16 protein-coding genes are annotated in these 18,521 nt (G+C 69.5%); 10 read left to right on the top strand and 6 right to left on the bottom strand.

All coding sequences use genetic code 11. The annotated features are described in order from the left end of the window. The first annotated feature begins 40 nt into the window (after positions 1-40). Positions 41-1,213: an epoxide hydrolase family protein gene (locus tag D0D28_RS16605; RefSeq protein WP_116111193.1), complete on the top strand. Its 1,173-nt coding sequence runs from the start codon at positions 41-43 to the stop codon at positions 1,211-1,213. A 139-nt stretch (positions 1,214-1,352) separates the two neighbouring features. On the opposite strand, the gene D0D28_RS16600 is transcribed toward D0D28_RS16605, so the two are convergent. The 3 genes from D0D28_RS16600 to D0D28_RS16590 all read right to left on the bottom strand — a co-directional run bounded on the left by D0D28_RS16600 (position 1,353) and on the right by D0D28_RS16590 (position 5,328). Continuing rightward, positions 1,353-3,002, bottom strand: coding sequence for a CocE/NonD family hydrolase (locus tag D0D28_RS16600; RefSeq protein WP_116111192.1), 1,650 nt, complete (start codon positions 3,000-3,002; stop codon positions 1,353-1,355). Positions 3,003-3,011: 9 nt separating this feature from the next. Beyond that, a complete protein-coding gene (locus D0D28_RS16595) occupies positions 3,012-4,496 on the bottom strand; it encodes an APC family permease (RefSeq protein ID WP_116111191.1) in 1,485 nt (494 codons plus the stop codon). Between the two features lie 172 nt (positions 4,497-4,668). Continuing rightward, a complete protein-coding gene (locus tag D0D28_RS16590) occupies positions 4,669-5,328 on the bottom strand; it encodes a TetR/AcrR family transcriptional regulator (protein WP_205413284.1) in 660 nt (219 codons plus the stop codon). Positions 5,329-5,569: 241 nt separating this feature from the next. On the opposite strand from D0D28_RS16590, the gene D0D28_RS16585 reads away from it, so the two are divergent. From D0D28_RS16585 to D0D28_RS16555, 7 genes are all read left to right on the top strand, one after another. Further along, entirely contained in the window at positions 5,570-6,793 is a 1,224-nt protein-coding gene (locus D0D28_RS16585) for an oxidoreductase (RefSeq protein WP_116111189.1), read from the top strand. A gap of 24 nt (positions 6,794-6,817) precedes the next feature. Next, a complete protein-coding gene (locus tag D0D28_RS16580) occupies positions 6,818-7,273 on the top strand; it encodes a flavodoxin domain-containing protein (RefSeq protein ID WP_116111188.1) in 456 nt (151 codons plus the stop codon). A gap of 50 nt (positions 7,274-7,323) precedes the next feature. Then, the gene (locus D0D28_RS16575; protein WP_205413283.1) at positions 7,324-8,796 is read left to right on the top strand and encodes an APC family permease; all 1,473 of its coding nucleotides are present in this window, start codon (positions 7,324-7,326) and stop codon (positions 8,794-8,796) included. A gap of 29 nt (positions 8,797-8,825) precedes the next feature. Further along, positions 8,826-10,043, top strand: a complete 1,218-nt coding sequence (locus D0D28_RS16570; RefSeq protein ID WP_116111187.1) for a cytochrome P450 — start codon at positions 8,826-8,828, stop codon at positions 10,041-10,043. Positions 10,044-10,074: 31 nt separating this feature from the next. Continuing rightward, a complete protein-coding gene (locus D0D28_RS16565; RefSeq protein ID WP_116111186.1) occupies positions 10,075-10,431 on the top strand; it encodes a cupin domain-containing protein in 357 nt (118 codons plus the stop codon). A 17-nt stretch (positions 10,432-10,448) separates the two neighbouring features. After that, positions 10,449-11,501, top strand: a complete 1,053-nt coding sequence (locus D0D28_RS16560) for a phosphotriesterase family protein (RefSeq protein WP_116111185.1) — start codon at positions 10,449-10,451, stop codon at positions 11,499-11,501. 288 nt (positions 11,502-11,789) lie between these two features. Beyond that, on the top strand, positions 11,790-12,458 hold the full coding sequence (locus tag D0D28_RS16555; protein WP_116111184.1) for a TetR/AcrR family transcriptional regulator: 669 nt from the start codon (positions 11,790-11,792) through the stop codon (positions 12,456-12,458). On the opposite strand, the gene D0D28_RS16550 is transcribed toward D0D28_RS16555, so the two are convergent. Genes D0D28_RS16550 through D0D28_RS16540 form a run of 3 tightly spaced genes read right to left on the bottom strand, consistent with a single transcriptional unit; the run spans position 12,442 to position 15,920 of the window. Next, on the bottom strand, positions 12,442-13,803 hold the full coding sequence (locus D0D28_RS16550) for an aldehyde dehydrogenase family protein (RefSeq protein ID WP_116111183.1): 1,362 nt from the start codon (positions 13,801-13,803) through the stop codon (positions 12,442-12,444). The genes D0D28_RS16555 and D0D28_RS16550 overlap by 17 nt on opposite strands. Next, the gene (locus tag D0D28_RS16545; RefSeq protein ID WP_116111182.1) at positions 13,800-14,540 is read right to left on the bottom strand and encodes a gamma-glutamyl-gamma-aminobutyrate hydrolase family protein; all 741 of its coding nucleotides are present in this window, start codon (positions 14,538-14,540) and stop codon (positions 13,800-13,802) included. Before D0D28_RS16545 ends, D0D28_RS16550 begins: the two co-directional genes overlap by 4 nt. A 6-nt stretch (positions 14,541-14,546) precedes the next feature. Beyond that, complete coding sequence (locus D0D28_RS16540; protein ID WP_116111181.1) at positions 14,547-15,920, bottom strand: aspartate aminotransferase family protein; 1,374 nt, start codon at positions 15,918-15,920, stop codon at positions 14,547-14,549. A gap of 178 nt (positions 15,921-16,098) precedes the next feature. Here D0D28_RS16540 and D0D28_RS16535 point away from each other — a divergent pair, with 178 nt between their 5' ends. Next, a complete protein-coding gene (locus D0D28_RS16535) occupies positions 16,099-17,376 on the top strand; it encodes a glutamine synthetase family protein (RefSeq protein WP_205413282.1) in 1,278 nt (425 codons plus the stop codon). Positions 17,377-17,449: 73 nt separating this feature from the next. Then, the gene (locus tag D0D28_RS16530) at positions 17,450-18,229 is read left to right on the top strand and encodes a FadR/GntR family transcriptional regulator (RefSeq protein WP_162831096.1); all 780 of its coding nucleotides are present in this window, start codon (positions 17,450-17,452) and stop codon (positions 18,227-18,229) included. Positions 18,230-18,521: the final 292 nt, after the last annotated feature.

Here is an 18,521-nt window from a genome sequence, read left to right as displayed (position 1 = left end):
TTGCGCCGTGCCGCGAGGCTCGGGAAGAGAGAAGACGGCCATGACCGCACCAACGCCGACCTCGGCCCTCGTCCGCCCGTTCACCGTTTCGATCCCGGATTCGGAGATCGACGACCTGAAGCGGCGACTGGCCAGAACCCGGTGGCCGGATCCGGAAACGGTGGACGACTGGTCGCAAGGCGTTCGCCTGGCGAACGCCCGATCACTGATCGACTACTGGGAGCACGGCTACGACTGGCGGCGCTTCGAATCCGAGCTCAACCGCTTCCCCCAGTTCCTGACCGAGATCGATGGGCTGGACATCCACTTCATCCACGTCAGGTCCGGCAATCCTGGCGCGATGCCGGTGATTCTCACGCACGGATGGCCGGGCTCGATCGTGGAGTTCCTGAAGCTGATCGGCCCGCTGACCGATCCGGTTCCGTTCGGAGGAGACGCCGCCGATTCGTTTGACGTCGTCGTCCCGTCACTTCCCGGGTTCGGGTTCTCCCAGAAGCCCGCGGAGACCGGGTGGACTGTGTCGCGCATCGCCAGCGCGTGGGTGGAGCTGATGAAGCGTCTGGGCTACCCGAGGTGGGCCGCGCAAGGCGGCGACTGGGGTGCCGTCGTGACCACCGCCCTCGGGGCCATGCAACCCGAGGGGCTGCTCGGAATTCACCTGAACACCCAGTACGCCTTTCCCGCGCAGATACCCGGCACCTTGTCGCCCGAACAGCGCCACGCGGTGGAGACCCTCGCCCTCTACACCGGCGATCTCGGTGGGTCGAACCACCTGCAGGGCACGAAGCCGGAGACTGTCGGATTCGCCCTGGCGGACTCTCCCGCCGGTCAGGCAGCCTGGATCTACGAGAAGTTCCAGTCCAAGACCGACAATCACGGGCTGGCCGAGGACGTCCTCGGCGTCGACGACATGCTCGACGCGATATCCCTCTACTGGTTCACCAACAGCGCGGCGTCGTCCGGCCGCATCTACTGGGAGAACAGATCGGCCACGTTCGCCGGCCCGAAGCTGAGCGTTCCGGTCGCGGTGACCGTCTTCCCGAAGGACATCCCGCGCCTGCCGCGAAGCTGGATCGAAGACACCTACCGCAATCTGATCCACTACGGCGAGGCCGACAAGGGCGGGCACTTCGCGGCCTTGGAACAGCCCGAGGTGCTGGTCAGCGAAATCCGCACCGGCCTGCGTCCCCTCCGTTCCCGACAGCCCGGGTGATACGCGTGCGTTCCGGAGCTCGCGCGCCGGGTTCCCAGGCGCGGTCCGGTCCTGACGTCGTGGCTCGCCGCGAAGGGCCTGCCGTCCGCGCGGACTTCGCCTGCTATCGCCTGGGGTGCCGGAAGAGCCCGGCGCGCGATCAGAGCACGGTCAGTTCAAGCCGCGCGCCGGCCCGGCCGCCGATTTCCAGTGTTTGCGTCGTGGGGCGCATCGACGTGGCGAACCACCAGCGTTCCCGCGTGCCGGTCAGGGGGATGAAGTCGGGGTAGTCGCTGCTGCACAGCATCAGCAGGAGCGAGTGGCCCGGCCGCACCACGTATCCGGCCTCGCCCGCCGGCATCGCCACCTCCGTCGGTTCGGTGGCGGTCAGCCGCTGCTGTCCGCGGCAGATGAACCGCGCGCTGCCGTCCGGTTCGAGGTCGAGCAGGAACGCGAACAGGTCCATCTCCGGGCCCGTGGTGGTGACCGTGCCGTGGAAGGTGACCGGGCCGGCCAGCTCCAGCGGCTCGGTCTGGGGTTCGCCGCGGAAGGCCAGCACGTCGTCGCGGTCGGCCGTCGCCCGGTAATCGGGCCATTCGGCGACCAGCAGGGACCACAGGTTCGTCGCGGTCGGCACCAGCTTGTCCGGGTCGTGCACCCACGACACCGCGGTCGCGGCCGCGTCCCGCCGCGACACCAGGTGCCCGTTGGTGTCGTCCGGTCCGGCAGACAGGTGCAGAACCCGACGGGTGACCTCCGGCGGCGGCCACGCGCCGACGTGCCGCACCTCGTCACTGTGCGCCAGCTGGTACTCCACCGGCGGCAGCGGCTCGACATCGTCGTCCGCCTTGAGGTAGCGGTCGAAGAACCGCAGCTCGCCGTCGAACCACGCCCTGATCTGCTCCGGGGTGAGCAGGGGGATGTCGATGCTGCCCTGGTGCTCCACGGCGGCCGGCCGGTCGTCCAGACGCGTGTCGTCGTGGTCGGTCGGCCCGAGCCGCAGGTGGACCAGCGGCCGCCACGCGGGGTTCGCCGTCATCGCGTGGTAGTCGCGCATGGCCTCGGCCCGGCAGTACGGGTCGAACCACCCGAGCGAGAGCAGCACGGGAACGGGCTTCGCGTTGAGGGGATGTCCCTCGGGGAAGCGGCGCAGCGGCGGTGTAACCGACAGGTGCATGTCCATCGCCGGCGGCCGGACTCCCATCTGCTCCACCGCGTCCTCGAACGCGTTCACCAGGGGCCGCCGCGACCAGTCGTAGTCCTCTTCGTGCGCGAGGAGGTCGTTGACGACGTAGAAGTCCATCACGTACTTGAAGTAGAACCCCCACTCGGGTTCGCCCGGCGTCAGCTGCGCGGCCCCGAGGTTCGTGTTCGTGCTCCGGGGCGCGATGGCACGCAGAGCTGGGTGGTTGGTGGCCAGCGCGGCCCACTGCGTGAAGCCCACATAGGACAGTCCGGTCATCCCGACGCGGCCGTTGGACCACGGCTGGTTCACGATCCAGTCGATCGTGTCGTAGCCGTCGCAGGCTTCGTTGACCCAGGGCACCGTCTCGCCCTCGGAGCGGAACTTGCCGCGGGTGTCCTGCGCGACGAGCACGTACCCCCGCTCGACGAGCGCCTCGGCGAAGACGTCGACGCGGATGATGTCGCCGTTCTTGTCGTAGGGCAGGCGGGTCAGCACGACCGGGAAGGGGCCCTCCCCCTCCGGCAGGTACACGTCGGTTGCCAGCCGGACGCCGTCGCGCATCCGGACCATGAACTGCTGGGCCTTGTCGCTCGGCGGGCCCGGCGGGACGTGGGTGAACTCCATCGATACTCCTTACGCTTTCTGGCGCCCGATGCGGGCGTACACGCCCGGGCGCTTCGTCCGGTAGACCAAGGCGAGCACCGCGCCGGCGGCGAGCACGCCCCAGACGACCACCTGCTCGACGACGGCCTGCGTGGTCGACCCGCCCGTCATGGTGGTGAAGTTCGTGATCGCCAGGTACAGCACCATCCCCATGCCTGCTGCGCTGAGCAGCGGCGCGATGAACGTGTGCCACCGCGTCGAATCCCGGATGTCGCGGCGCCGCCGGAAGAACACGATGACGGCCAGGCTCGTCAGGGTCATCAGCACCATGATGGCGAATCCGCCGGTTCCGGCGAGCTGGGCGTACCACAACTCGGGCGAGCCGATGCCGGAGAACGCCAGCAGCGCCGCGAACAGGACCACGCTCACGGTCACCGAGCTCACGTTCGGCGAGCCGTGGCGCGGGTGGACCTTGGCCAACCGGGCGGGCAGCACGCGGTCGACGGCCAGCGAGTAGCAGTACCGGGAAACGATGTTCTGCACAGACAACAGCGCCGCGAACGCCGACGTCACGACCAGCACCGTCACCACATCCCTGGCCCACACGCCCACGAAGGTCTCCACGGCGGCGGAGAACATGCCGGTCGGATCCGCGGCCGCGGCCGCGGTCGCCTGCGAGGGACCATAGGCCGCGATGAGCAACCAGGTCGCGGCGATGTAGAAGACGCCGATCGCGCCGACGGCCAGGTAGGTGGCGCGGGGGACCGTGCGGTGCGGGTCCTTCGTCTCCTCCCGGAAGACGGCCGTCGCCTCGAACCCGCCGAAACTCAGGGCGGAGAACAATACCGCGACACCCACGGACCCGGACATAAGGGCACTCCAGGTGAAGGACGTGACCGGAACGCCCTCGGGGCCGCCGCCGCGGCCTACGACCGCGCCGTCGAAGATGCCGACGATGACGATCTCGCACACCATGACGACCGAGAGCACCTTGGCGGAGAGGTCGATGCGGAAGTAGCCGAGCACGCCGGTGACCGCCAGGACCGCGAAGGTGTAGACGAACCAGGGCAGGGTGGGCGCCCCGATCGTCTCCAGGAGGGTGTTGAGGGAGACGCCGATGAACATGTAGGTCGCCACGGCCATGAACAGGTAGCCGACGATCGCGAGAAAACTCGCGCCGAGTCCGGGCGCTCTGCCCAGTCCGGCGGTGATGTAGGCGTAGAACGCGCCGGGGTTGTCGACGTAGCGTGTCATGGTGGTGTAGCCGACGGAGAAGATCAGCAGGACGGCCATGGCGATCACGTAGGCCAGCGGGGCACCGGTCCCGCCGAAGCTGATGATGAACGGCGTGCTCGCCGACACCACCATGACGGGCGCCGACCACGCCAGGACCGTGAACACCAGCTCGATCACGCCCATCCGTCCCTTGAGTCTGCGGGCGGAACCGGACGGGGCGGGGGTTTGGGGTGCGGGTCGCAGGACCGTCGAGTCCGCGGCATCCACTTCGTTGCTCATCGAGAATCCTCTCGAGCGGGGAGGAGGAAGAAGTCGGTGACAGGTGCGGCAGCCCTGGTACCGGACATCCGGCAGCGACGCTGCTGCAGACGTGACCGTGGTCCGGTTTTGTGACGCGACTGGAGTCGTGTGTCGGGAATGGTAGGCGACCGAGGCTGCGGGCGCTAGACCGTCATCGGCCCGAGTGGCCGGCGAAGAACCGGGTGAGCATGAAGTGGGCCTGGTCGAGGATGACTGCGTCGCCGTCCTCGTCGTCGGTGAAGGCGAACTGGACGAGGCGTTCCAGTGCGTGCAGGGCGACGCTGCAGTGCAGCTGGGTCAGCTCGCCGAACAGGGGAGCGTGGCGCTGGAACTGCCCCAGGATTCGGCCGGCCCAGTCCTCGATGCACGCCTCGTCGAGGATGCGGACGCGGTCGGTGAGGTTCTGGCGCACCCACAGCTCCCGGATCAACGGGGTGCGGTGCTCCTGCGTGTAGTAGTCGATCACCACGTCGACGATCTCGGTCCACCGCTTCCCGCGCCGGTCGTCCAGGGCCTGCTGGAAGCTCGCGGTCGCGTCCCGCATCTGCCGGTAACACAGTTCGTCCAGGACGCTCTCGGGTGTTTCGAAGAAGGCGTAGAAGGAGCCCCGGCTGACGCCGGACTTCTCCAGCAGCAGGGTCGGTGAACCGACCACCGCTTCGTAGCCGACGTTCTCGACCAGCTCCGCCGCCGTGGTCAGGACATGTTCCACCATCGCCCGGGAGCGTTCCTGCACCGGCTGCTTGCGCAGGCCACCGTCGAGCCGCTCGTGCCACGCGGCAGGGGCCGTCCGAGAAGTCGACCGTGACACCATCGCTCCTTAACTTGGACACCCGAGGTGGCTTGAGAGTGTACGCGTGAACTCGATGGAATCGACCGGTGGACACGACGCGAGTCGTGTATTAACCTCCCATGAATGCGACTGAGGTCGCGTCTCAAATCTCGATTCCAGTCAGTTCCCGCAGTCATAGCGCTACCAAGGTGATGGCATGGTCGGAACGCACACTTCGCAACACGTCCCCCCGAGCGCAGGGAGCCCCACGATCGCCGTGGTGGGCAGCGGCCCGTCCGGCTGCTACGTGGCCCAGTTCCTGTCCAAGACGTGGCCGGACTCGGAGATCACGGTCTTCGAGTCGCTGCCCGCGCCCTACGGGCTCATCCGCTACGGCGTGGCCGCCGACCACCAGGGCACCAAAGGGGTCGTGCGGCAGTTCGACCGGCTGTTCACCCGCGGCGGCATCCGGTTCGCGGGCAATGTGACGGTGGGCCGGGACATCGATTTCTCCCGGTTGGCGACCAGTTTCGACATTGTTGTGCTGGCGACCGGCCTGTCCGGCGACCGGGAACTCGACGTGCCGCGCGACCCGGGGGCACGGGTCGTCGGAGCGGGTGCGCTGCTGCGCGCGCTCAACGGGTTTCCCCATCACGGCTTGTCCCGCGACGGGACCGGGCGGTGCACGCCGCTGGGTTCGCGGGTGCTCGTCGTCGGCATGGGCAACGTCGCTCTCGACGTGCTCAGGCTGCTGTCCAAGGACACCGCGGCGTTCACCGGATCGGACATCGACGACGAAATGCTCACGCAGCTGCGCCCGGAGCGGCCGGCAACGCTCGACGTCATCGCCCGATCCGGGGCGTCCCAGGCGAAGTGCGACGCCGCGATGCTGCGCGAGCTCATCGCGTTGAACGGTGTGAACATAGTCGCTTCCGGGCTGGACGAGAAGGACAGCGGCCCGGTCGCCGACCTGCTGCGGAGTTCCGCCGCCCCGGCGCGGGACGAGCCGGGACGCACCCGCGTGACCTTCCACTTCGGACTGCAGCCCAGATCGGTGACCACCCGGGACGGCCGGACCGTGCTGACCGCGTGCCGCCGTGACGACGGCACGCCGGTCGAGTTCGCCGCCGACGCCGTCGTCACCGCCATCGGGTTCACCCAAGGCGCCGCGCACGACGACGGCTGCCCCGGTCCGGACTGGGCGGGCGACCACGTCTACCGCGCGGGGTGGCTCAGCCGCGGTGCGCAGGGGACGATCGCCGAGAACCGCAAGCACGCCCAGAGCCTCGTCCGGTCCATCGTGGACGACTTCGAGGCCGGGCGGATCACTGCGAGCAGGCCCGGGTTCGCCGGTGTCGCGGACCTGCTCGCTCACCGGGCGATCGGGTTCGGTGACTGGCAGCGCATCGAGGCGGCCGAACACCGTTCGGCGCGGCCGGACCGGTGCCGGCGCAAGATCACCGACCTCGACCAGATGCTGGCCATCGCCACCGGCGCCCGCTGACCCCAACCACAGGAAGGACCTTGCGTGAACAAGCTGACCGTCCTCTTCGGCACCGAATCCGGCAACGCCGAGCTGGTCGCCGAAGACGTCGCCGCCGCGCTCGAGGAGAAGGGAACCGCGACCCGGGTGGTGAACATGGAGGACTACCCGGTCGACGAGCTCGCCGGGGAGGACATGGTCATCCTCGTGGTGTCGACCTACGGTGAGGGCGACCTGCCCGCCACCGCCGCGCCCTTCCACGAGGCGCTCGTGGATAGCAAACCCGACCTGTCCGGTGTCCGGTTCGCCGCGTTCGGCCTCGGCGACAGCACCTACGACACGTACAACCTCGGCGTCGCCACGCTGCGGTCCACCTTCACCGGCCTGGGTGCGACCCAGATCGGGGAGACCGGCTACCACGACGCGGACAGCGGGCTGAACCCATCCGACATCGCGGTCGCCTGGGCCGGCGTCGTCCTCGCCGTCGCCGCGCCGGCCTGACCGGAACGGCACCGCCGAACCCCCGACTCGTCCGAGAGAGGCAACCCGAAATGAGTGACAGCACGCCCGTCGTCAATCCGCCGTCGACCACGGACCTCGGCACCGGCGCCGTTCCGGACAAGCTCTCGGGCCGCATGGGGGTCGGCTCGCTGATGCTGACCGTCCTGGCCTTTTCGGCCCCCATCGCCGTGGTCGCCGGGTTCATTCCGTTCACCGTCACCTTCGGCGGGGAAGGCGCCACGTTCGCGTTCGTCGCGACCACGATCCTGCTGCTGCTGTTCGCGGTCGGCTATGTGACGATGACCAGGCGCATCCCGAAGCCGGGTTCGTTCTACGCGTTCGTCAGCGCCGGCCTGGGCAAGATCAGCGGACTTGGCGCGGCCTTCCTCGCGGTCGTGTCCTACCTGCTGATGCTCGGCGGGTGCTTCGTGTTCCTCGGCCTCACCGCCACGGAACTCATCGAGAGCATCGGCGGGCCCACGACGCCGTGGTGGCTGTGGGGCGCACTGGCCTGGGCCGTGGTCGGCGTCCTGTGTTACTTCCACATCGAGGTGTCGGCGAAGGTCCTCAGCGTCGCCATGGTCCTCGAAGTCACGATCGCCATGATCTTCAACGTGGCCGTTGTGCTGCACGGCGGTGGCCCGGACGGCTTCTCGGCCACCCCGTTCTCGCCGGCCGCGCTGTCGCACGGCGACGTCGGCGTGACGATGCTCTTCGCGGTCATGGTGTTCCTGGGCTTCGAAGCCACCGCGGTCTTCCGCGACGAGGTGCGCACCCCGGACCGGACGATTCCCCGCGCCACCTACGGTGCCGTGCTGTTCGTGGGTGTGCTCTACATCCTGTCGTGTTACCTGCTCACGACCGCCTACGGTTCGGGTGCGGTGGACGCGGCGACCAACGATCCCAAGTCGATGTTCCCCGCCGCCATCGGGCAGTTCGTGGCGCCGTTCTTCACGCAGCTGACGTTCCTGTTCATCATCACCTCCGAGCTCGCCGCGGCGATCTCGGTCCACAACGTCGTCGCCCGCTACCTGTTCAACCTCGGCCGTGACCGGGCGCTGCCCGCCTACGTCGCCAAGGTGCACCCCCGCCACCACTCACCGGCCCGCGCGTCCACGGTCACCGCCGTGATCGTCGCCGTGGTCCTGATTCCCCTCGGTTTGACCAACACGTCCGGGGTGGGGCTCGACGCCCAGCTGTTCGGGCTGGCCACCGTCGGCCTGCTGGCCCTGATGGCGGTGGTCAGCGTCTCGGTCATCGTGTGGTTCGCGCGGACGGGCAGGTCCACCGGGGAGAACTCGTTCAAGTGCTACATCGCACCGGGCATCGCGGCCCTGGCACTCGGCGCGACCGTGGTGCTCGCCGTCCTGCACTTCGACCTGGTGGTCGGTGGCGCGCCGGGACAGAACCTGGTGCTGCTCACCGTGCTCGCCGTCTCCGCGATCGCCGGCGTGGGGCTCGCGCTCTACTTCAAGTCGGCGCGGCCACGGACCTACGCCGGTCTCGGCCAGGCCGCGAGCTGATCCCACACCTACCGGAAAGGACAATGCCCATGTCAACCCATACGACCGCGGTCACCGTGCCGGGGCAGTGCCCGGAGGTCACCCGCTACCTGCCGTGGACCGACCCGCAGTTCCGGATCGACCCCTACCCCTACTACGCCCGCGCGCTGGCCGAGGCGCCGATCATGCGGGACGACCACGACGGCAGCTTCGTGCTCACCCGGTACGAGGACCTGATGCACTACGGCCGGCTGCCCTCGGTCCGCATCGCGCCGGAATGGGAGAAGGCCGGCGCCTGGCGCGTTCTGCTGGACATGGCCCTGGGGCACGACGAACCCGGCCACACCCGGCTGCGGCGCCTGACGAGCAAGTGGTTCACCCCCAAGCGGGTCCGCGAGTGGGCCGAGACGACCGCCGCCATCACCGACCGCCTCCTCGACGGCCTCGGCCAGGACGGGCTCGTCGACGGCTCCGACCTCGCGGTGGAGGTCACGCACCGCACGGTCTGCCACATCCTGAACATCCCCGCCGACGACCACGACGAGGTACGGCGCAAGATGCGGCAGGCGATGCCCATCCTCAGCGCCCGTCCCTCACAGCAGGACTTCGAACGGGCCGAGGAGGCCCTGGACGAGCTGCGCGGCCGGACCGCCGCGCTGATCGAGGCCAAGCGCAAGAACCCGGGGGAGGGCCTGCTGGGCTCCCTGGTGGCCGCGCAGGACCGGGGCGAGATGACCGCCGCGGAGCTGCTGGCGACGACCCTGTTCTTCTACGTCGTCGGCCACATGGACGCCACCTACCTCATCTGTTCGGGTCTGCACCTGTTCACGCGGCGGCCGGACCTCTTCGACGCGTTCCGGGAAAACCCGGACAAGCACGAGGCGTTCGTCGCCGAACTGGCCCGCTTCGACGCGCCCGAGCCGGTCGTGACCCGGGCGACGACCGAGGACCTCGTCATCCACGGCGTCCACGTGCCCGCCGGCCGCAGCCTGCGCCTGATGCTCGGCGCCGCCAACCACGACCCGGCGGTGTTCGACAACCCGGACGAGTTCGACTTCACCCGGCCGCCGGAGCAGACCCGGAACCTGACCTTCAGCTTCGGCAGCCACGGATGCCAGGGACGGCTGCTCGCCGAGGCCGAGATCCGCGTGGTGTTCGAGCGGATCGCGGCCCGGTTCTCACGCGTCGAGCTGACCGCCGAACCCGACATCCGCAACACCGACGCCTCGCGCCACTACTTCACGCTTCCCCTGCGCCTGCACAGCTGACCGTTTCACCCAACGAAAGGAACCAGCAGCGATGACACACACCTCCTCCGTGCCCACGGTGGTCCTCACCGACGCGCGCTCGGTCGAGCTGGAGGACTGGGGTCCCCTGCCCGAGGCGACCGGCGAGCCGATGCGGACCGCGGGCAAGAAGTTGTGGACCGGTGAGGGGGTGCTCGAAGTCGGCCTCTGGGAGTGCGCGCCCGGGCCGTCCCGCTGGGTCTTCGAGACCAACGAATCCATCACCATGCTCGAGGGCCGCATGACCGTCACCGAGGACGGCGGCGAGTCCTACGAGATCAAGGCCGGCGACAGCGCCGTCTTCCCGCTCGGCTGGACGGGCACGTGGGACATCCACGAAACCGTGTTCAAGGTCTACACCGCGTTCTGACCACAAGGGAGTGACAGATGCCGGGCACGTTACGCACTGTCCGCGGGGACATCGACCCCGCCGAGATGGGCGCCACCTTGCCGCACGAGCACGTCTTCGGTGCCGTGGACATGTACTGGGACCCGGGTGAGGACCCGCGCGCCTCGCGGGACCCCGACTCCAGCCCCACCCTGGAAAACCTGTGGCACTGGCGCGAGAACCCGTGCACCAACCGCGGGAACCTGCACATGGGCGACGAGAAGGACGCGATCGACGAGCTCTCGGTCCTGCCCGATCTCGGGGTCGGCACGCTGGTCAACCTGTCCCCGATCGGCATGGGACGCAACGCCGCCGGCCTGCGGTACGTCTCCGAGGTGACCGGCGTGCACATCGTGGCAGGGTCGACCTACTACGTCGCGGCGAGCTGGCCCGACGAGCGCAGGTCCATGACCGAGGATGCGATGGTCGCCGAGATCGTCGAGGACATCACGGTCGGCATGGAGGGCACCGACGTGCGGGCCGGCATCGTCGGTGAGGTCGGCCTGTCCTGGCCGATCGACCCGCTGGAGGAGCGGGCGCTGGCCGCGAGCGTGCGGGCGCCCCGGCAGACCGGCGCCGCACTGTCCATCCACAACCCGTACTACGTGCCCGGGGCCGACACGCTGCTCGAGATCGGCCGCCGCATCGCCGGTCTCGGGGCCGACATGAGCCGGGTGATCATGGGGCACTGCGACGGGTTCTCGCGGGATCCGCGGTTCCTCGACGTGGTCGGGGAGCTGGGCTGCTACGTCGAGCTCGACCTGTTCGGCTACCCCAGCGGGTACGAGCCGGAGGTGGATTTCGTCTACCCGTCCGACGAGCTGCGCGTGGAGACCATCCTCGGTCTCATCAAGGCCGGCCTCGCCGACCGGCTGCTGCTGTCGCACGACATCTGCTTCAAGACGAGCAGGCAGAAGTTCGGCGGGAACGGCTACGGCTACATCCACCGCGTGATCGTCCCGTGGCTCAAGCGCAAGGGCGCCGACGACGACGCGCTCGAGCAGATCCTGGTCCGCAATGCGCAGACGGTGCTGCCGCTGGCCGCGGTCTGACCCGCCGCGAGGCTCCGTCCCCCGGTCGGCGACCGGGGGACGGAGCCTCGCGGCAACGACAAACACCAGCGGCCGTTCGGAGCGGCGGACACCTCGACGGCAACCGCCGCCGAATCAACGACCCGCACGCACAACGCTCGGTTGGGACACCCCAGCCGAGCGTTGTGCGTTGTCTGGCGCCGCCGTTTTCCTGTGCCGAAGAATACTGGAGACGTGACCGCAGTCCAGGTTGGTAACGCGACTAGAGTCGTGTAACGTGGTCGTAACAGGCGGAACGGGGGAGTACCGATGAGACGGACCGGGTACGAGAGCAGATCCGATCCGCGTGCCCCGATCGCGGGCGGACTGCGCAAACTGCCGGTCCAGGAGCGGTCCAGGGCCATGGTCGAGCACGTGCTGGACACCGCGACGGAGCTGGTCGAAACCCTCGGCTACGAAGCGGTCGTGGGGTCACCGACGCTGCTGCTGGAGAAGGCGGGCGTCAGCCGGGGATCGTTCTACGCGTTCTTCGAGTCTCCGGAACGGGTGCTCGAAGAGCTGTGCCACCGTCAGATGCAGGTCTCGACCGAAGGGCTCGCGCGGGCGCTGAAGGACCGGCCGGGCCAGGCGTGGACCGAGATCATCGACGTCCTGATCGACTACTACACGCAGGAACACCGCATCCCGCTGGTCCGCGAACTGTGGGTGCGGCAGAACCTCACCGAACGCGTCCGCACCCTCGACGAGCTGTGCATCGAGGACTGGGCCGCCCGCGTGCTGGACCAGTTCCGCCAGCACGCGCCGGCCTTCGCGGGGCTGACCCAGGCCCACTGCAGCGTGGCCCTGCACGCGCTGGAACGGCTCGTGCAGTTCGCCTTCACCGGCGACGAGGACGGCGATCCCGCCGTCCTCGCCCAGGCCCACTTCATGCTCACCCGGTTCTTCGCGGGCCACGCCGGTGTCAGCCCGCCGTGCTGAAGAAGACGTTCTTCACCTCGGTGTAGGCGTCGAGCGCGTCCGGGCCCAGTTCGCGGCCGAGACCGGACTGCTTGAACCCGCCGAAGGGCGTGGTGATGCGCACCGACGTGTAGGAGTTGACCGCGAGGGCGCCTGCGTCGACGGCACGCGCCACCCGCAGGGACCGTGCCGCGTCGGACGTCCAGATCGACCCGGCCAGCCCGTACACCGTGTCGTTGGCGCGGGCCAGCGCCTCCTGCTCGCTGTCGAAGGCGAACACCGACACGACCGGGCCGAAGATCTCCTCCCGCGCCGCCGGGTGCCGGTCGTCGATCGGGTACAGCACCGTGGGCGGAACCCAGTAACCCGGGCCCCCTGGTGCGACACCGCGGAAGAGCACCGGCGCACCGTCCACATAGGCCCGCACCCGTGCCGCCTGGCCCGCCGAGACCAGCGGCCCCATTTGGGTGCTCTCATTCAGCGGATCGCCGACCACGATCCCGCCGACCACCTTCTCCAGCTTCTCCATGAACGTCTCCAGCGCGGGCCGCTCGACGAACACGCGGGACCGCGCGCAGCAGTCCTGCCCGGAGTTGCCGAAGACGGCGACGGGCAAGCCGCTCGCCGCGGCGTCGAGATCGGCGTCGGCGAACACCAGCGCGGCCGATTTGCCGCCCAGCTCCAGCGTGACGCGCTTGAGGGTGCCTGCGGCGCGCTGGGCGATGTCCTTGCCGACCTCGGTGGACCCGGTGAAGGCGATCTTGCCGATGCCCGGGTGCTCGACCGTCGCGCGGCCGATCGTCCGGCCCGGGCCGACCAGCACAGTCAGCAGACCCTCCGGAAGACCCGCCGCGGTCGCGAGCGAGGCGAGCTCGCGTGCGGTGAGCGGGGTCAGCTCCGCGGGTTTGAGCACGATCGCGTTGCCCGCGGCCAAGCCCGGCGCCACCTTCCAGGACGCGATGGTGAGCGGGTAGTTCCACGGGGTGATCAGGCCGACGACCCCGATCGGTTCCCGGAACGTCATGTCCACGCCGCCCTCGACTGGAATGGTGTGTCCCAGCAGGCGTTCCGGCGCCGCGGCGTAGTAGCGGAAGGTCGCGGCCGCGCCCGCGACCGCGCCCCGAGCCTCGGTGATCGGCATCCCGACGTTGCGGGATTCCAGTCGTGCCAGGTGTTCGGAGTTCGACTCGATCGCCGCCGCGACCGCGAGCAGAACCTGCCCGCGGTACTGCGGGGACTTCGCGGCCCACAGCTTCTGCGCCTTCGCGGCACGCGCGACGATGGCGTCCAGTTCGGCGACATCGGTGGTTTCGAGGGTGTCGAGCACGCGCTCGGTGGCGGGCTCGATCACGTCGATGGTGGTCACGCTGGCTGGTCCTCCCTGGCCGGTCGCGCCGCGACCGCGACGAAGGCGGTGAGCGCGTGCTGAAGGTGGTCGACCTCCGGGTGCCATTGGACACCCAGGGCGTACTGGCAGGACGGGAACTCGATGGCCTCGGGCAGCCGGTCCGGAATGGACCACGCCGTCACCACCGCGCCCTCGCCCAGCGCGTCCACCCCTTGGTGGTGGTGGGAGTTCACGACCTGGACGCCGCTGCCCGACAGCGACTCGGCGAGCGAGCAGGGCACCACGTCGACCTCGTGGAAGGTCGCGCTGTCCAGCCGTCCGGGGCTGCGCCGGTGCTCGGCGAACCCGGCGTCGGTCAGGTGCTGGTGCAGCGTGCCGCCCGCAGCCACATTGAGAATCTGCATGCCGCGGCAGATCCCCAGCACCGGGAGATCCCGGGCGAGCGCGGCACGGGCCAGGGACAGCTCGAACGCGTCGCGTTCCGGCGCGGTCGCCTCAGTGCGCTCGGTCCTGGCCGCGCCGTAGGTGTCCGGCTCCAGGTCGACACCGCCGATCAGCAGCAGGCCGTCGACGCGGTCGAGCACCAGCTCGGGCCGCGCGGTGGCGCGGGGATCGGGCACGAGGCCGATCGGCAGCCCGCCGGCGGTACGCACCTTCTCCAAGTAGGTGGCGGGGAGGATCGCGGCCTGCTGGTCCCAGAACCCCCAGCGGGCGGGTTCGAACGCGGCACAGACTCCGATGACGGGTGTGGTCATGGCGGCTCAGGCGATCTCGTCGGCGAACTTGTGTTCCGCCTCGGTGAGGCAGCGGTCGACGATCTCGATCGCTCGCTCGGCCTCCGCACGGGTCAGGACGAACGGCGGGGCCAGGTGGAGCACGTCCCACACCCGAGTCACCAGGCCCTCTTCCTGCGTGCGCAGCGCCAGGAACTTGATGAACGGGTGCGAGGTGCCCCACGCCTGCTTGGTGCCCTTGTCCTTGACGAAGTCGATCGCGCACAGCAGGCCCTGCCCGCCGCGGACGTCGCCGACGGTCGGGTGCTCGCGCAGCTGCTGGGCCAGCTCGAACAGGTAGGTGCCCATCTCCGCCGAGCGCTCGACGAGGCGTTCCCGTTCGAGGATCTCGATGTTCTTGAGCGCGGCCGCCGCCGCGACCGCGTGACCGCCGAAGGTGATCAGGTGGTTGAGCGCGCGGCCGTGGGGCCGGAAGTCGTCGAACAACGAGGAGCGCGCCGCGACGGCGGCGATCGGCGCGTAGCCGCTGGACAGTCCCTTGGCCATGGTCATGAGGTCGGGGACGACGCCGTAGTGCTCGGCGGCGAACCAGGTGCCCGTGCGGCCCCAGCCGGTGATGACCTCGTCCATGATGAGCAGCACGCCGTAGCGGTCGCAGATCTCGCGCAGCATCTGCCAGTAGACGGGACCGGGCAGGTGGGTGCCGTTGGCGACCGAGATCGGCTCGCCGATGACGGCGGCCACGTGCTCGGGGCCCTGCGTGAGGATCTCCTGTTCGACGAACCGCGCGCACATGATGTCGCCGGCTTCGCCCTCCAGCCCGAAGTCGTTGCGGTAGTGGTTGGGCGAGGGGACCTTGCTCACGCCCGCCATGAACGGGCCGAAGTAGCCCTCGTTGGCGCTGCCGGTCAGGCTGGCCGCGCCGAACGTGGTGCCGTGATAGGACCCGCGGCGCGCGATGATCTTGTACCGCTTGCCGAAGCCCCGCATCGCCTGGACCTGCTTGGCGATCTTCATCGCGCTCTCGACGGCCTCGGAGCCGCCGGAGCAGAAGAACACGCGGTCCAGATCGCCCGGTGTCAGCGAACTGATCTTCTCGGCCAGGGCGATCGCGGCCGGGTTGGCCGCGTTGGAGGCGGCGGTGTAGGCGATCTTCCTGGCCTGTGCGGCCATCGCGTCGGCGATCTCGGTGCGTCCGTGGCCGGCCGCGACGACGAACAGGCCGGAAAGCCCGTCCAGGTAGGAGTTGCCGCGCACGTCGGTCAGGGTCGCGCCGTGTCCTTCGACGAACACGCGGAGGCCGCCGCGCGTGAGTTCGTCCCACTCGAGGTCGTTGCTGTGCAGCCACAGGTGCTCCAGCGCGGCGGTCTCCAGCGGGTCGCGGTCGTACGCTGCGGTCATGGGCTCACTCCTCGTGTTCGGCTAATTGGAGCGTTTGATACTCCTTTTGTAGCCGGGTGCCACAACTGAAGTCAAGCAGTTCTTGCGGCCGCTGGTCGCGCTCTGCTAGAAAAAGGTGCTTGACGAAGTCCATTAGGGAAGTCGAGGGAGAACCTTGTCTGCGACAGCCACCACCCCCGTGGGCGATCGACCCGCCGACGTGCGCTCGCTCCTGCTGCTCTTCCCCGACCTTCACGGTGGCCTGCGCGGCAAGATGGTCGAGCCGCGGGTCGTGGACGAGCAGGCGCGCACCGCGGGGCTGCCGACCACCGACCTGCTGCTCGCCGTGGACCCCCGGGACGAGCCGATCACGACGCTGCCGACGATGGGGCTCAACGGCGGAGCGAAGGATCTGCTGTTGCGACCCGACCCGGCCACCCTGCGGCCGGTGCCGTGGTTCCCGGATGCCGCGCTGCTGCTGGGCGATCTCCATGAAACCGGCGGCCTGCCCTGCGAGGTCAGCCCGCGCCAGGTGCTGCGGCGCGCGCTGGACGCCCTGGCCGGCCAGGGCATCGCCGTGCGGGCGGCGTTCGAGTTCGAGTTCCGGTTGTTCCGGGAAGGCGGGTGGGAACCTGCCAGTTCCGGGCTCAGCTACAGTCCGCTGACGCTGTCCGAGGTCGCCGAGTTCGTCGGCACACTCCGCAGCTACGCCGACGCGCTCCGGCTGGGCCTGTCGGTGGTGCACGCTGAAGGAGCACCCGGCCTCATCGAGGTCAACGTCGACCCGCAGGACGGCCTGGCCGCCGCCGACACCGCGGCGCTGCTCCGGCTAGCCGCGGCTGAGGCCGCGCGGCGGCACGGGCTGCGGGCGAGCTTCCTGGCCAAACCGTTCGCCCAGCAGGAAGGGTCGAGCGCGCACGTCCACTTCTCGCTGTGGGACGACACCGGTGCCAACGTGCTGCGCTCGGCCGCGGCGGACCCGGACGACGAAACCTACCGCCGGGTCGCCTGGGGAGTCCTGGCGAACCTGCCCGCCCTGAGCCTGATCTACAACCCCACCATCAACTCCTACAAACGCCTCGTGCCCGGCTATTTCGCGCCGGTGCGCGCCTCCTGCGGCACCGACGACCGGTCGTTCGCGGTGCGTGCCCTGCTCCGCGGTTCCAGCTCGAGCCGGTTCGAGCTGCGCCGGCCTGGCGCGGACTGCAACCCCTACCTGACACTGGCGGCCATCGCCGCCTCCATCCACTTCGGACTGACCGAGCGGTCCATTCCGGACCGCCGTGCACTGGACCGGTACGACGAGCCGTTGCCGGCCAGCCTGGAAAGCGCCATCGTCGAGTTCCGCCGTCGTGACGCCGGGGTGGACAAGGTGCTCGGCGCCGGGTTCTGCGACCACTACCTGCGCACCCGCGAGTGGGAGCTGCACGCGTGGCAGAACACGGTCACCGAGTGGGAGCGGGAACGGTATTCCTGAGGCGCGGGCCTGGAAACGGGCGCTTGCTAACATGACCGGGTGAGCGGTGTCCCTGGGCGAGAGAGTGGGACTGGTGCCTGAACCGGTGGGGTTGAACGTCAGCCGGTTGTCCGGTCGCGCGGTCGCCTTGCCGCCCCCGGAGGTCGACGTCAACCGGTACGTGGCCGATCTCGTGCGCCGGGAGATCCGGCTCGGGCTGCTGCCCCCGGGGTCGGCGCTGCCCTCGGAGCGCGAGTTCGCCGAGATGCTCGGTGTCGGCCGCACACCGGTGCAGCTGGCCTTTCGTCAGCTGCGCTCCGAGGGGCTGATCGAACAGCGTCGTGGCCGCAACGGCGGCGCGTTCGTCCGCGGCGCGAGCGAGGACGAGTCGCGCTTCCAGGACGTGATCGCCGAGGCGGTCCGCAACCGCGACGAGATCCGGCTGGCAATGGAGTACCGGTGCCTGGTGGAGCCGGTCGTGGCAAGGCTGGCGAGCGAGCGGCGCACGGCTGTGGAGCTCGCGACGCTCCAGGCCGCACACGACGAGCTGCAGAGCGCGCCGGACGACGCGTCGTTCATGCGCAGCGACGCGGTGTTCCACCTCGCCTTGGCCCACATCAGCGGTAACCCGTTCCTCGTACGCGGCATCGAGGAGTCACGCCAGTGCTGCCACCCCGCGCTGGCACTGCTGCCGGAGAGCGGCGCCTTCCACGACGCCACCATCGCCGAGCACCACGAGATCCTGGCGGCCGTGGCGGCGCGCGAACCCGCCGACGCCGAACGCGCCATGCGCGCCCACGTCGAACGCAGCATGTGGAGCGTGCAGAAGCTGCTGTCCACGCTCAAGGAACGCCGCCCGGACGCTCCTCGCTGACACCCGACCATCAGGCGAGATCGGCCGAGAACCGCTGCCGCACGCCGGCCAGCCCTGGCCGAGCGGGCTACCGCGGTCGATCCAGTGGCTCAGCGCGGGCGGACGGATCGTGAGATCGCGGCGGACCAGGTTGGTGCACCGCACCAGCGCCGTGCGGGACAGCTGTCCAGGCATCCGATCCCGGTACGTGGTACGCCGCCGCCGCGCCCGCCGAATCACGCAAGGCAGCCGTGCGCACCTTGCCTGTCGCGGTGCACGGTAACTCGGCGACCGGCACGATTCGCGTTGGATC

The sequence above is a fragment of the Amycolatopsis ruanii genome, from assembly GCF_003385175.1.
GTDB lineage: Bacteria > Actinomycetota > Actinomycetes > Mycobacteriales > Pseudonocardiaceae > Amycolatopsis_E > Amycolatopsis_E thermalba.
Note: the sequence above shows the minus strand (reverse complement) of the source record. Positions and strands in the feature narration are given on the sequence as shown.

Bases quoted from the DNA above. Each gene is read 5' to 3' on its own strand.
- D0D28_RS16605 (WP_116111193.1), top strand. From the start codon at position 41: ATGACCGCACCAACGCCGACCTCGGCCCTCGTCCGCCCGTTCACCGTT.
- D0D28_RS16565 (WP_116111186.1), top strand. From the start codon at position 10,075: ATGACACACACCTCCTCCGTGCCCACGGTGGTCCTCACCGACGCGCGC.
- D0D28_RS16575 (WP_205413283.1), top strand. From the start codon at position 7,324: ATGAGTGACAGCACGCCCGTCGTCAATCCGCCGTCGACCACGGACCTC.
- D0D28_RS16570 (WP_116111187.1), top strand. From the start codon at position 8,826: ATGTCAACCCATACGACCGCGGTCACCGTGCCGGGGCAGTGCCCGGAG.
- D0D28_RS16555 (WP_116111184.1), top strand. From the start codon at position 11,790: ATGAGACGGACCGGGTACGAGAGCAGATCCGATCCGCGTGCCCCGATC.
- D0D28_RS16545 (WP_116111182.1), bottom strand. From the start codon at position 14,540: ATGACCACACCCGTCATCGGAGTCTGTGCCGCGTTCGAACCCGCCCGC.
- D0D28_RS16600 (WP_116111192.1), bottom strand. From the start codon at position 3,002: ATGGAGTTCACCCACGTCCCGCCGGGCCCGCCGAGCGACAAGGCCCAG.
- D0D28_RS16560 (WP_116111185.1), top strand. From the start codon at position 10,449: ATGCCGGGCACGTTACGCACTGTCCGCGGGGACATCGACCCCGCCGAG.
- D0D28_RS16540 (WP_116111181.1), bottom strand. From the start codon at position 15,920: ATGACCGCAGCGTACGACCGCGACCCGCTGGAGACCGCCGCGCTGGAG.
- D0D28_RS16595 (WP_116111191.1), bottom strand. From the start codon at position 4,496: ATGAGCAACGAAGTGGATGCCGCGGACTCGACGGTCCTGCGACCCGCA.